This window comes from Microbacterium sp. CH1 (genome assembly GCF_001595495.1).
In the GTDB taxonomy this organism is placed as follows: Bacteria; Actinomycetota; Actinomycetes; order Actinomycetales; family Microbacteriaceae; genus Microbacterium.
Genome location: NZ_LOSO01000018.1, coordinates 292,627 through 305,760, shown reverse-complemented (window position 1 = coordinate 305,760; position 13,134 = coordinate 292,627). Strand labels below are relative to the sequence as shown.

12 protein-coding genes are annotated in these 13,134 nt (G+C 71.9%); 7 read left to right on the top strand and 5 right to left on the bottom strand.

The window, feature by feature from the left end; all coding sequences use genetic code 11:
• The first annotated feature begins 61 nt into the window (after nucleotides 1-61).
• Together AUV07_RS12575 and AUV07_RS12570 are read left to right on the top strand one after the other, a co-directional pair.
• The gene (locus tag AUV07_RS12575; RefSeq protein ID WP_374754530.1) at nucleotides 62-1,651 is read left to right on the top strand and encodes an acyl-CoA carboxylase subunit beta; all 1,590 of its coding nucleotides are present in this window, start codon (nucleotides 62-64) and stop codon (nucleotides 1,649-1,651) included.
• Entirely contained in the window at nucleotides 1,648-1,890 is a 243-nt protein-coding gene (locus tag AUV07_RS12570) for an acyl-CoA carboxylase subunit epsilon (RefSeq protein WP_331709281.1), read from the top strand. Before AUV07_RS12575 ends, AUV07_RS12570 begins: the two co-directional genes overlap by 4 nt.
• 196 nt (nucleotides 1,891-2,086) lie before the next feature.
• Here AUV07_RS12570 and AUV07_RS12565 read toward each other — a convergent pair whose 3' ends face one another.
• Genes AUV07_RS12565 through AUV07_RS12550 form a run of 4 tightly spaced genes read right to left on the bottom strand, consistent with a single transcriptional unit; the run spans nucleotide 2,087 to nucleotide 6,278 of the window.
• A complete protein-coding gene (locus AUV07_RS12565; RefSeq protein WP_025105328.1) occupies nucleotides 2,087-3,109 on the bottom strand; it encodes a hypothetical protein in 1,023 nt (340 codons plus the stop codon).
• Nucleotides 3,106-4,341, bottom strand: a complete 1,236-nt coding sequence (locus AUV07_RS12560) for an ATP-binding protein (RefSeq protein ID WP_062636580.1) — start codon at nucleotides 4,339-4,341, stop codon at nucleotides 3,106-3,108. The genes AUV07_RS12565 and AUV07_RS12560 overlap by 4 nt, the downstream gene beginning before the upstream one ends.
• Nucleotides 4,331-4,990, bottom strand: coding sequence for a response regulator transcription factor (locus AUV07_RS12555; RefSeq protein WP_060923517.1), 660 nt, complete (start codon nucleotides 4,988-4,990; stop codon nucleotides 4,331-4,333). Before AUV07_RS12555 ends, AUV07_RS12560 begins: the two co-directional genes overlap by 11 nt.
• Before the next feature lie 43 nt (nucleotides 4,991-5,033).
• Nucleotides 5,034-6,278, bottom strand: a complete 1,245-nt coding sequence (locus AUV07_RS12550) for a class I SAM-dependent RNA methyltransferase (protein WP_062636578.1) — start codon at nucleotides 6,276-6,278, stop codon at nucleotides 5,034-5,036.
• A 23-nt stretch (nucleotides 6,279-6,301) separates the two neighbouring features.
• On the opposite strand from AUV07_RS12550, the gene AUV07_RS12545 reads away from it, so the two are divergent.
• Nucleotides 6,302-6,937, top strand: coding sequence for a Maf family protein (locus AUV07_RS12545; protein WP_062636904.1), 636 nt, complete (start codon nucleotides 6,302-6,304; stop codon nucleotides 6,935-6,937).
• A 78-nt stretch (nucleotides 6,938-7,015) separates the two neighbouring features.
• Nucleotides 7,016-8,782 carry an acetyl/propionyl/methylcrotonyl-CoA carboxylase subunit alpha gene (locus tag AUV07_RS12540; RefSeq protein WP_062636576.1) on the top strand — a complete coding sequence of 589 codons (1,767 nt, stop codon included), beginning with the start codon at nucleotides 7,016-7,018 and terminating at the stop codon, nucleotides 8,780-8,782.
• An 85-nt stretch (nucleotides 8,783-8,867) separates the two neighbouring features.
• On the opposite strand, the gene AUV07_RS12535 is transcribed toward AUV07_RS12540, so the two are convergent.
• Complete coding sequence (locus AUV07_RS12535; protein WP_025105680.1) at nucleotides 8,868-10,316, bottom strand: NAD(P)H-quinone dehydrogenase; 1,449 nt, start codon at nucleotides 10,314-10,316, stop codon at nucleotides 8,868-8,870.
• A 48-nt stretch (nucleotides 10,317-10,364) separates the two neighbouring features.
• Here AUV07_RS12535 and AUV07_RS12530 point away from each other — a divergent pair, with 48 nt between their 5' ends.
• From AUV07_RS12530 to AUV07_RS12520, 3 genes are read left to right on the top strand one after another with little or no spacing between them, the layout of a single operon-like run.
• Entirely contained in the window at nucleotides 10,365-11,198 is an 834-nt protein-coding gene (locus AUV07_RS12530) for a purine-nucleoside phosphorylase (RefSeq protein WP_025105679.1), read from the top strand.
• Nucleotides 11,195-12,865 carry a phospho-sugar mutase gene (locus tag AUV07_RS12525; RefSeq protein ID WP_062636574.1) on the top strand — a complete coding sequence of 557 codons (1,671 nt, stop codon included), beginning with the start codon at nucleotides 11,195-11,197 and terminating at the stop codon, nucleotides 12,863-12,865. Before AUV07_RS12530 ends, AUV07_RS12525 begins: the two co-directional genes overlap by 4 nt.
• A 2-nt stretch (nucleotides 12,866-12,867) precedes the next feature.
• Nucleotides 12,868-13,131, top strand: coding sequence for an HPr family phosphocarrier protein (locus tag AUV07_RS12520; protein WP_062636571.1), 264 nt, complete (start codon nucleotides 12,868-12,870; stop codon nucleotides 13,129-13,131).
• Nucleotides 13,132-13,134: the final 3 nt, after the last annotated feature.

Genomic DNA, 13,134 nt, shown 5'->3' with positions numbered 1-13,134 from the left:
CGCCGCCCCGTTGTGCCGATCATCCAACGGACGGCGCGGAGCCGACGCTAGGGTGGAATCCGTGACGGACAAGCCCGACCCCTTTACCACCGCCGGAAAGATCGCGGACCTGCGCGCTCGCTACACCGAGGCCGTCGTCGACGCCGAGGCCAAGGCGAAGGAGAAGCAGCACGCCAAGGGCAAGATGACCGCCCGCGAGCGCATCGAACTCCTCGTCGATCCCGGCAGCTTCGTCGAGTTCGACGAGTACGTGCGGCACCGCACCACCGCGTTCGGCATGGATCGCTCGCGTCCGTACGGCGACTCCGTGGTGACCGGCGTCGGCACCATCCACGGCCGCACGGTCGCCGTGTACTCGCAGGACTTCTCGACTTTCGGCGGCTCGCTGGGCGAGGTCGCCGGGGAGAAGATCGTCAAGATCATGGAGTTCGCGCTGGCGGGGGGCATGCCCTGCATCGGCATCCTCGACTCCGGCGGCGCCCGCATCCAGGAGGGCGTCGTCGCCCTCGGCAAGTACGGCGAGATCTTCCGCCTCAACACCCGCGCCTCGGGCGTGATCCCGCAGATCTCGATCATCATGGGCCCGGCGGCCGGCGGCGCGGTCTACTCCCCCGCCCTCACCGACTTCGTCATCATGGTCGACAAGACCAGCCAGATGTTCGTCACCGGACCCGACGTGATCAAGACCGTCACGGGCGAGGACGTCGGCATGGAGGAGCTCGGCGGCGCCTACACGCACAACACGCGCTCCGGCGTCGCGCACTACCTCGCCGAGGACGAGGACGACGCGATCGACTACGCGCGCACGCTCCTCGGCTTCCTGCCGGACAACAACATGGCGGAGCTGCCCTCGTACGAGAGCGCGTTCGAGTTCGAGACCACCGACGCCGACCGGACCCTCAACGCCCTCATCCCGGACTCCCCGAACCAGCCGTACGACATCCACACCGTGATCGAGCACGTCGTCGACGACGGTGACTTCCTCGAGGTGCAGCCGCTGTTCGCCCCGAACATCGTCATCGGCTTCGGACGCATCGAGGGCCGCTCGGTCGGCATCATCGCCAACCAGCCGTCCCAGATGGCCGGAACGCTCAACATCGAGGCCGGCGAGAAGGCGAGCCGGTTCGTGCGCTTCTGCGACGCGTTCTCGGTCCCCATCGTGACCCTCGTCGACGTTCCCGGCTACCTCCCGGGCACCGACCAGGAGTGGACCGGCGTCATCCGCCGCGGCGCCAAGCTCCTCTACGCGTACGCGGAGGCCACCGTGCCGCTCGTGACCGTCATCCTCCGCAAGGCCTACGGCGGCGCGTACATCGTCATGGGATCGAAGCAGCTCGGCGCCGACGTGAACCTCGCCTGGCCGACCGCCGAGATCGCCGTGATGGGCGGACAGGGTGCCGTCAACATCCTCTACCGCGGGGAGATCCGCAAGGCGGAGGAAGCGGGCGAAGACGTGGCGGCGGTTCGCACGCGCCTCGCGAACGAGTACACGTACAACGTGGCCTCGCCCTTCCTCGCGGCCGAGCGCGGCGAGCTCGACGGGATCATCGAGCCGGCGAACACGCGGGTGGCCATCGCGAAGGCTCTCCGGGCGTTGCGGGGCAAGCGTGCCGAGCTGCCCCCGAAGAAGCACGGGAACATCCCGCTGTGAGCGGCCAGGAACCCGCCATCGACGGGGCGGCGCCTGCGCCCGTGATGCTGGAGGTCACCCGCGGCACCGCGACCGAGGAGGAGCTCGCTGCCCTCATCGCGGTGCTGGGGGACGCCTATGCGAACGAGCAGGCGGAGGCGACGGTGGAGGAGCCGCGGGTCTCCGCGTGGACCCGCACGCAGCGTCCGCTGCGCCGGCCACTGCGCCGGGACATCCCCTGGGGACGTTTCGCCGGCTGAGTTCCGCCCCGGATCTTGTCCCCCAAAATACCTACAGACAACCGTTGCTCGGGACCGCAGACTAGAGGAGACGCTTCGCGTTCGGCTGGTCTCTCTGTCCCAGGGTAGACAGACGCTGATCGGCCACCAGCGGACGGTTTTCGGGTAACTGTCCGCACGGCGAGGGGCAGGCGGATTCGCCGCCCCTCGCCCACTCTCATCTCCGCGCGTCGGACGTCGTCCCGCGCCGCTCCCTCGTGATCTCGTGCCACAGGTCCACGGAATCGTCGTCCGATGCCCGCAGACCCGCGCGACCGACGACGGTGACGGCGACGAGCGGGTCTCGAGCGGAGCGGATGATGATGCGCCCCGTCCCGGCGCTGCGGAGCACCGACGCGAGCTCGTCGCGGATCTCCATGCGGCGGCCCTCGTCGACGCCGTCGAGTCCGCCCTCGTCGAACACGGTCACCGAGGCGCCGCGACGGCGGGCGGCATCGATCGCGTTGCGGACGTCGTCGTTCAGCAGGTCCGCCCCGCGCAGCTCGTCGCGGAGGCGCCCCTCGGCGAGCCGCGCCTCCAGCCGCTCGTCCTCGTCGAGCTGGCCGCGTGACGCCACCACCCGGCTGAGGACGGGGCCGGCGACCGCGAGGGCGAACTGGGTGCGGAGGCGGCGCTCGCGCTGGCGCACCCGTTGCGTCGCGTGCCAGGCCGACACCGCCTGCTGGATCTCCGACAGGCGCTCCGTGTCGCTCACGGCGCGGTCCCAGAACATCACCAGGAGCTGGGCGACCGCGACCCACATGATCGACCCCACGACGCCGAGGTTCAACGCCACTCCGAACCCGAGGGCGGCGGAGGCGGCGACGACGAGCACGACCAGCGTCGCCCAGCCCGCCCACGCGCGGCGACGGACCACGCAGACGATGCCGAGCAGCCCCAGGGCTCCGATGTACCAGGTGGCGAAGGGCGCCGTCCGATCGTCGGGATCCAGCGAGAGGGTGACCAGCACCGGGATGACCGCGCTCGCTCCGAGGGCGAGGAGCGCCGACCACAACGGCATGCGCACCGTGACCGGACTCCCGAGGATCGCGATGTTCACCACCACGAGGTACACGGCGATGGCGAGGACCATGAGCAGCGGAGCCGTCGGCTGCTCGATCCACCAGATCCCCCGGGCGACGAAGTACAGCGCGAAGCCGACGGCGAGCGAGGTGGCGACGCTGCGGACGGTCCGGTTCATGAGCGCTCCCACCCCAGGGTCACGACGGTGCCTTCCGCATCCGAGGAGATGTGCGCGGTCCCGGCCACACCGGCCATGCGGGCGAGGATCGAGGCGCGGATGCCGAGCCGGTCGGGACCGATGGCGTCGACATCGAAGCCGCCGCCGGTGTCCGAGATCGTCACGGCGATGCCCTCGTCACCGTGACCGACGACGAGGATGTGCAGACCACGACCGTGGGCGTGCGCGACGGCGTTCCCGATCGCCTGGCGGGCGGCGAGCACGAGGGCCCGCGCGGCCCGCCCCGGGATGAGGCCGCTGCCGCCACGCTCCTCCACGATCGCGTCCGCGCCCAGCTCGGAGAGTGCTCGTCGCAGTTCCACGACGATCTGCGCGGCCCCCACCGGCTCGTCGCTGCCCTCCTCCGCGACCGCGGCCTCGGTGTTCGCGAGCCGCGTGAGGGCCTCTCTGGCCATCGCCACGGCGAGCTCCCGCGCCCGCTCGCCCTCCGCGCGCTCGGCGGCGATGAGCGCGGCGAGGACGCTGTCGTGCATGAGGGCCGACATCGCGACCCTCTCCTCCTCCGCAGCCGCGGCCGCGGCCGCCGTCGCATACGAGGCCACGGCCGTGCCCCGCGCTTCGTCCACGCCCGCGGCGACCGAACGGAACATCCAGCCGAGCGACACGATCACGACCCCGAGGATCAGCGTGAAGGAGACGTCGAACGCCGTCGTCACCCAGAACTCCCGGGAGAACTCCCCCTGCACCAGACGCACGTACCCGTAGACGAAGGGCACGCCGACGGCCCACGCGAACTGCAACCGCACGGGGAAGGCCAGCATCGCCGCCACCACGCCCACGTTCACGAGGAAGAAGATCCACGGCTGGTCGCCCGCCACCTTGTCCGTGGGGTCGACGACGATGGGCCACGCCGCGAGCGCGAGCACGTACACGACGGCGAACACCCCCGCGGCCAGGCGCACGCCGCGTCCGACCAGACAGGCGACGAGCATCGCGGTCAGCGGTACGAAGACGGCGACGAGCATCGAGATGTGGGGCGCGTCCGCGCGGGACATCGTCTGCACGGCCGCGATCAGCGCCTGCGCTCCGAGCACGGCCGACCCCAGGGCGACGACGATCGCGAGGATGCGCTCCATCCGCTTGCCGGTGAACCGCTCGAAGCCGTTCTCCGCGCTGCCGGGAGAAGGGATCTTGCTCCAGGCGTCGCGGACGCTCAGCGGCTCAGCGGGCACTCGGCGCCCCGTCGGCCGTCACGATGCCGTCCTCCATCGCGCGCCGCAGCAGATCGACCTTGGTGGGCGCCGGCCGACCGACCTCGACGTACTTCACCCGGATCCGGGTGATGTTCTCCTTCGCCGTGGAGTACGCGACGCCGAGACGCTCGGCCACGGCCTTCAGCGGCAGGCCCGTCGCGTACAGACGGAGCACCTCCCGCTCGCGGCTGGACAGCTGGGCATCGGCGAACGCGCGGTCGCCGTCGACCGCACTCGCCCATTCGACGTTGTTCAGCGCCTCGCCCTGCGCCACGGTGCGGATCGCGTCCAGCACGTCGTCGAGGGCCGACGACTTGCTGACGACACCGGCCGCCCCCGCCGCCAGGGCCTCCCGCACCGCTGCGGGCCGGTCGGCGACGCTGTGGATCACGACACTGGCGCCGTCGGCGACGAGGGACACGACGTTCTCCGTCACCGTCGTCCCATCCCCCAGCGTCAGGTCGAGCACGACGACGTCGGCGGGCGGGGCGCCCGTGGAGGACCGCCACACGAGGTAGGAGCCGACCGTGCTCCCGGTGAACACGACGGTCTGCCCGTCCCTGGCGCACGCGGCCTCGAGGCCGAGGCGGACGGACTCGTGGTCGTCGATGAGGGCGACGGTGCTCATGCCCACAGCCTAGTGAGTCGCGGACCGGGGGCCGGGAATGCGCTCACCGGGTGAGCAGGGCGACGACCTCGAAGTGATGCGAATGCGGGAAGAGGTCGAACCCGCGGAGCGCGTCGATCTGCCACCCCAGGCCCCGGAACGTACCGAGGTCGCGCGCGAGGGCGACGGGGTCGCAGGCGACGTAGGCGATCGCGGACGGAGCCAGCGCATGCACGCCCTCCACGACCGCGCGTCCGGCGCCGGACCGGGGCGGGTCGAGCACCACCGCCCCCGTCGCGCCCCCGCGCCGCGGCTGCTGCAGGAAGCGGTCGACCCGGGCCGTGACGGCGGTCACGTCGAGCGGGGCGAGGTTCGCGGCGGCGTGCTGCGTCGCGCGGCGGCTGGATTCGACGGTCACGACGTCGGTGCCGCCGAGATCCGCGAGAGTCCGCGCGAACAGGCCCACTCCGCCGTACAGGTCGTAGTGCGTCGCGTCCGGCTCCACGTGTCCGTCGAGCAGCCCGTAAACGGCGCCGTCGAGGACGGAGGCGGCGCGGGGGTGCACCTGCCAGAACCCGCCGGCGTCGACGTCGAACGTGCGGTCGCCGACGCGCTCCTGCACCACCTCGGGCTTGGGCCGGGGGCGGCGGTCCCTGGGCGCCCGGCGCTCGGCCTCAGGGTGCCGGAGGATGCGCACGCGGCCGTCCGCGGGCTCCACGAGCTCGATGCGCCCGGGCTTCTCGCCCTGCAGGGCCAGGGCGGCCTCGGCGATCGCGGGGCGGGCGAGCGCGTAGGTCGACACCGGCACGACGCGGTGGCTGCGGGCGGCGAAGGGACCGATCCGCCCTGCATCGTCGACGTGCAGGGTCACCCGCGTGCGCCACCCCCTCCCGTCGCCGGACTCCACGGCCTCGATCTCCGGGGCCTCGAGTCCGGGACCGGCGAAGCGGTCGAACGCCTCCGCCAGCACCTGTCGCTTGAGTGCGCGCTGGTGGTCGAGCTCGATGTGCCCGAGGTCGGCGCCGCCGGGTCGCTGGGCGGGGTCGTGCGCGATGTCCGCCTCCGGCCAGATGTGCGGCCGGCGATGCGGGGAGGCGTCGAGGACCTCGAGCGTCTCGGCGCGCCAGAAGCTCCGGGTGTCCGGCTCCCCGGCGGCGGGGGACGGATCCAGCAGGCGGGCACGGACGCGCTCGCCCGGGATCGCGTCCGAGACGAAGATCACACGGCCCTCGTGACGGGCGATGAAGGTGCCTCCGTGGGCGATGCCGGTGATGTCGAGATCGAGCACGTCGGCTGCGGAGGAAGTCATCCTTCGAGGATACGGTGGTCTCCATGCGCGTCTGCCTCGCCTCCACCTCCCCCGCCCGGCTCATGCTGCTGCGTCAGGCCGGCATCGAACCCCTCACGCTGTCGCCAGAGGTGGACGAGGACGCCCTCGCCGCCGCGGCGGAGGAGCGCATGGGTCCCGTCGCACCCGCCGACCTGGTGCTGCTGCTCGCCCGCGCCAAGGCCGCGGCCGTCGCCGAGCGGCTGGCCGCCGAGGGCACGTTCGACGGCATCGTCATCGGCGGGGACTCGATGTTCGCGCTCGGAGAGCGGGTGTACGGCAAGCCCTACACGCCGGAGGAGGCCACGCGCCGGTGGCAGGAGATGCGCGGCGCCACGGGCGTGCTGCACTCCGGGCACTCCGTGTTCCGCGTCTCCCCCGGCGCGGCTCTCGTCGAGGCAACCGCGGTCGCGGAGGCCGCCGTGACGTTCGCCGAGGACATCAGCGACGAGGAGATCGCCGCGTATGTGGCGTCGGGGGAGCCGCTGCACGTCGCCGGAGCCTTCACCGTGGACAGCCTCGGCGGCGCCTTCATCACCCGGGTCGAGGGCGATCCCTCCACCGTGGTGGGCATGTCGCTGTCCACCGTGCGCCGCCTCACCGCCGACCTCGGGGTCCGGTGGACGGATCTGTGGTCGTAGACTCCCCTCCACGTTTTTCCCTCTTTCTTGTCGAGAGTCGTCAAAAGTATCGGGATGCTACTCGCTAGGCTGGCAACCATGCCTGAAATCGCGAAGGTGCTCGTCGCCAACCGCGGCGAGATCGCCGTCCGCATCGTCCGTGCCGCTCGTGACTCCGGGATCGCCTCGGTCGCCGTCTACGCCGACCAGGACAGGGACGCGCTGAATGTGCGCCTGGCCGACGAAGCGTATGCCCTCGGTGGCGCGACCAGCGCCGAGACGTACCTCCAGATCGAGAAGATCCTCTCCGTCGCCCGCCGTGCCGGTGCCGACGCCGTGCACCCCGGCTACGGCTTCCTCGCGGAGAACGCCGAATTCGCGCGCGCGGTCATCGACGCCGGGATGATCTGGATCGGCCCCTCCCCGGAGGCGATCGAGGCGCTCGGCGACAAGGTCACCGCCCGCCACGTGGCCGAGAAGGTCGGCGCGCCCCTCGCACCCGGCACCCCCGGCCCGGTCTCCGGTGCCGACGAGGTCGTCGCCTTCGCGCAGGAGTACGGTCTGCCGATCGCGATCAAGGCGGCCTACGGCGGCGGCGGACGCGGCCTCAAGGTCGCCCGCGAGCTCGACGAGGTCGAGGAGCTGTTCGAATCCGCCACCCGCGAGGCCGTCGCCGCCTTCGGCCGCGGCGAGTGCTTCGTGGAGAAGTACCTCGACAAGCCCCGCCACGTCGAGACCCAGTGCCTCGCCGACGCCGAGGGCAACGTCGTCATCATCTCGACCCGCGACTGCTCGCTGCAGCGCCGGCACCAGAAGCTCGTGGAGGAGGCACCGGCCCCGTTCCTCACGCCCGAGCAGAACGAGAAGCTCTACTCGGCGTCCAAGGCCATCCTCAAGGAGGTCGGCTACGTCGGCGCGGGCACGTGCGAGTTCCTCATCGGCGCCGACGGCACGGTCTCCTTCCTCGAGGTGAACACCCGGCTCCAGGTCGAGCACCCGGTGTCCGAGGAGGTCACCGGCATCGATCTCGTCCGCGAGCAGTTCCGCATCGCCGCCGGCGGCACGATCGACTACGACGACCCCCAGCCGCAGGGCCACTCCATCGAGTTCCGCATCAACGGCGAGGACCCGGGTCGCGGGTTCCTCCCGCAGCCGGGCCCCATCCACGTCTTCAAGACCTTCGGCGGCCCCGGCATCCGCCTCGACTCCGGCGTCACCGCCGGGGACGCGGTGTCCGGCGCGTTCGACTCGCTGCTCGCGAAGATCATCGTCACCGGCAAGGACCGCGCCGAGGCCCTGCAGCGCGCGCGTCGGGCCCTCGACGAGTTCGAGGTCGCCGGTCTGCCCACCGTCATCCCCTTCCACCGCAAGGTCGTCCGCGACCCCGCCTTCACGGCCGAGGACGGGACGTTCGGGGTGTACACGCGCTGGATCGAGACCGAGTTCGACAACGACATCCCCGCGTGGGACGGCGAGCTCGAGGCTCCGGCTCCGGCGAATGCGCGGCACACCGTGGTCGTCGAGGTCGGCGGCAAGCGCCTGGAGGTCAGCCTGCCCGATCGCGTCGCGGTCGCCCCCGGCACCACCGGCCGCCCGGCGGCCGTCCCGCCGTCGCGGCGCAACCACGCCACGGTCGCCAACGCCGGGGCGTCCGGCGACGCGGTGAAGTCGCCGATGCAGGCCACGGTCGTCAAGGTTGCGGTCGAGGAGGGGCAGCAGGTCGTCAAGGGCGACCTCGTCGTCGTCCTCGAGGCGATGAAGATGGAGCAGCCGCTGCAGGCGCACAAGGACGGCGTGGTGGGCAACATCGACGCCGCCGCGGGCACCACGGTCTCCGCCGGCCACCAGCTCCTCACGATCTCCTGACCCGCGAGACCCCGCTTTCACGCCGAGACCCCGGGCTGCAGATGTCTGCAGCCCGGGGTCTCGGCGATTGCGCGGGGTCTCGGGGTCAGGAGATGTTCACGAGGTGCATCGCGCGGCTCGCGTCGGTGATGCTGCTCGACAGCGAGGGGTACGCGGCGAAGACCCGCGAGACCTGGTCCACGGTGAGGCGACGCTCGACCGCGATCGCGATGGGGTAGATCAGCTCCGAGGCCTTCGGGGCCACGATCACGCCGCCGATCACCGTGCCGGAGCCCTTGCGGGCGATGAGCTTGACGAAGCCGTCCTTGATGCCCATCATCTTCGCGCGCGGGTTGGCGGCCAGCGGGAGCTTGTAGACCATGCCGTCGGCGAGGCCGTCCTCCACGTCCTTGACGCCGTAGCCGACGGTCGCGATCTCCGGCGCCGTGAAGATGTTGGAGGTGATCTTGATGAGCTCGAGCGGGATGACGATGTCCCCCAGCGCGTGGAACACCGCCGTCCGCCCCTGCATCGAGGCCACCGAGGCCAGCGGGAAGAAGTTCGTGCAGTCCCCGACCGCGTACACGTTCGGCACCGAGGTGCGCGCGACGCGGTTCACCCGGACGTGACCGGAGTCGTCGAGCTCGACGCCGGCCTCCTCCAGGCCGATGCCCGCGGTGTTCGGGATGGAGCCGACAGCCATGAGGCAGTGGCTGCCCTCGACCGTGCGACCGTCCGACAGGGTCACGGTGACGCCGTCGCCTGTGACCTCGACCTTCTCGGCCCGCGACTTGGACAGCACCTGCATACCGCCGCGCTTGAACACCTTCTCCAGCACCCGCGCCGCATCCTGGTCCTCGCCGGGGAGGACCTGCTCGCGGCTGGAGACGAGCGTGACCTTCGCCCCGAGGTTCATGTAGGCGGAGGCGAACTCCGCGCCGGTCACGCCGGAGCCGACGACGATGAGGTGCTCGGGCAGCGCCTTCATGTCGTAGAGCTGGGTCCACGTGAGGATGCGCTTGCCGTCGGGCTTGGCGGAGTCGAGTTCGCGCGGCGAGGCGCCGACTGCGACGACGATGGTGTCGGCCTCGACGCGGTCGAAGTCCGTGCCCCGCTCACCCGTGGAGACGACGATCGCGTTCGGACCCTCCAGCCGGCCGTGACCGGAGAGGATCCGCACGCCCGCGTCGAGGAGGGTGGTGCGCATGTCCTCGGACTGCTGACCGGCCAGCGCCACGAGACGCTTGTTCACGGCGGCGAGGTTGATGGCGATCTCCGGCTTGAGCGGCTTGCCGTTCTCGCCCTTGGCGTAGAAGTTCACGCCCAGGTCGCTGGCCTCGGAGATGGCGACCGCGGCGTCCGCCGTCGCGATGAGGCTCTTCGACGGCACGACGTCGGTGAGCACGGCCGAACCGCCGACACCGACGCGCTCGACGAGGGTGACCTCCGCTCCGAGCTGGGCGGCCGCCAGGGCCGCCTCGTAACCGCCGGGTCCGCCGCCGAGGACGGCGACGCGCTGAGTGCGCTCGAAAGTGGTGGAAGACATGCTCTCCATTCTTCCGCAATCCTGGCACCGGAGCCTGCCACTTCCTAGAGTGGATCCATGCCTGAAACCCACAGCAACCCCCTCGACGACCCCGCTGCGAACCCGTTCGAGGTCGCAGCCGAAGCCGCCGCCGACATCGCGCGGCTGACCGGCGTCGAGAAGCACGACATCGCCCTCACGCTCGGCAGCGGCTGGGGCAAGGCGGCCGACCTCATCGGCGAGACCGTCGCGACCATCCCCGCGACCGAGGTCACCGGATTCTCGAAGCCCGCCCTGGAGGGCCACGTCGGCACCCTGCGCAGCATCCGGACCCCGGGCGGGAAGAACGTCCTCGTCATCGGCGCCCGCACGCACTACTACGAGAACCACGGCGTGCGCCGGGTCGTGCACAGCGTCCGCACCGCCGCAGCCACCGGCGCGAAGATCATGGTCCTCACCAACGGCGCCGGCGGCATCCGCGAGACGTGGAAACCCGGTCAGCCCGTGCTCATCAGCGACCACATCAACCTCACCGCCGACTCCCCGCTCGAGGGCGCGACGTTCATCGACCTCACCGACCTGTACGCGAAGCGCCTGCGCGACATCGCCCGCACGGTCGACCCGACGCTCGACGAGGGCGTCTACACGCAGTTCCGCGGCCCGCACTACGAGACCCCGGCCGAGGTGCAGATGGCGAAGCACATCGGCGGGCACATCGTCGGCATGTCCACCGCGCTCGAGGCGATCGCCGCGCGCGAGGCCGGCATGGAGATCCTCGGGTTCTCGCTCATCACGAACCTCGCCGCCGGCATCCAGCAGACGCCGCTCAGCCACGCCGAGGTCATCGAGGCCGGCCGCGAGGCGGAGCCGGTGATCTCCGCCCTGCTGGCCCGGGTGGTCGAGGCCCTGTGAGCGAGGAGCGGCTCGCCCAGGCCCGCGCCTGGCTGCGCCAGGACCCCGACCCGCAGACCCGCGACGAGCTCGCCGGCATCGTCACCCGGGCCGCCTCCGGGGACGAGGCCGCCGTGGCGGAGCTCGACGACCGCTTCGGCAGCCGTCTCGCGTTCGGGACGGCGGGACTGCGCGGCGCCCTCGGGGCCGGAAGCAACCGGATGAACCGGGTGCTCGTCTCCCAGGCCGCGGCGGGCTTCGCGGCGTACCTGCGCGAGCGGGCCGCCGGGGCGACGCCGACGGTCGTGATCGGCTACGACGGACGCCGGAACTCCCGGGTGTTCGCCCAAGACTCCGCGGAGCTGTTCGCCGGGGCCGGCCTGCGCGCGATCCTGCTCCCCCGCCTGCTGCCGACGCCCGTGCTGGCCTTCGCCGTGCGTCACCTCGGGGCCGATGCGGGCGTGATGGTGACCGCGAGCCACAACCCGCCGGACGACAACGGCTACAAGGTGTACCTCGGCGGCGCGGATGCCGGCTCGCAGATCGTCGCTCCCGCCGACGCCGAGATCGCCGCCCACATCCAGCGGGTCGCGGACAGCGGCGATGTGCGGGCTCTGCCGCGGTCCACCGCCTACGAGACCGCGGGCGAGGATCTCGTCCAGGCCTACGTCGCCGCCACCGCCGCCGTCGCCCCGGCGCCCGCGGGGGCCCGCCGCCTGCGCTGGGTCTACACCGCGATGCACGGCGTCGGCTGGGAGACGGTCGCCCGCATCCTCGATGCCGCCGGCTACCCGCGACCGATCGTGGTCGACGAGCAGCTGCATCCGGACGCGACGTTCCGCACGGTCTCCTTCCCGAACCCGGAGGAGCCGGGGGCCATGGATCTCGCGTTCGCCACGGCCCGGAGGGCGAAGGCGGACTTCATCCTCGCCAACGACCCGGACGCCGACCGCCTCGCCGTGGCCATCCCGGACAAGACCGCCGCGGACGGCTGGCGCCGCCTCACGGGCAACGAGGTCGGCCTGCTGCTCGGCGCCCGCGCCGCGCGCGCCGCGGCCGGCACTCCCGGGGCCTCGCTCGCGTGCTCGCTCGTCTCCTCCCCCGGGCTCGGCGCCATCGCCGCGCAGCACGGGCTGGAGTTCCACGAGACGCTCACCGGCTTCAAGTGGATCTCCCGGGCGCCGGGCATCGTCTTCGGCTTCGAGGAGGCCCTGGGCTACCTCGTCAACCCCGAGACCGTGCGCGACAAGGACGGCATCTCCGCCGCGGTCGCCGTGCTCGGCCTGGCCGCCGAAGCCCAGGAGCGCGGGCTCACCCTCGCCGATCTCGTCCGCGAGGTCGGCGACACGTACGGGCACTTCGCGAGCGCGCAGGTGTCGGTGCGGGTGGCGGATCTGTCGCTCATCGGCACGGTGATGCTGTCGCTGCGCTCGCTTCCGCCCACGCAGATCGCGGGGCGTTCGATCGCGTCGGCCGAGGACCTGCTGCAGAGCGCCCCGGGGCAGCCCTCCGGAGACGTGCTGCGGTACCGGCTCTCGGACGGCTCACGGGTGATCGTCCGGCCGAGCGGCACGGAGCCGAAGCTCAAGGTGTACATCGACGCCACGGGTGATTCCGCCGAGGCGGCCGCAACGGCCGTCGCCGAGCTGGAGGCGGGCGTCCGGGTCCTCCTGGACGAGCGCTCCTGACCATGCCCGTCCGCCACGTCGTCGTCAGCGCCCACAACGGCGTGCACGCACGACCGGTCGCGGAGCTCGTGCGCCTCGCGCAGGCGCACGAGCTCCCGGTCACGCTGCGCACCGCGGACGGCGCTGCGGTGGATCTGCGCAGCGTCCTTGCGGTGATGGACCTCGCCCTCGCCCCCGGAGACGCCGTGACGCTGGAGACGCCGGCCGGCCCGGCATCGGAGAGCGTCCTCGACCAGCTCGCCCTGGTGCTGGCCCCCGACGCCTGAGCC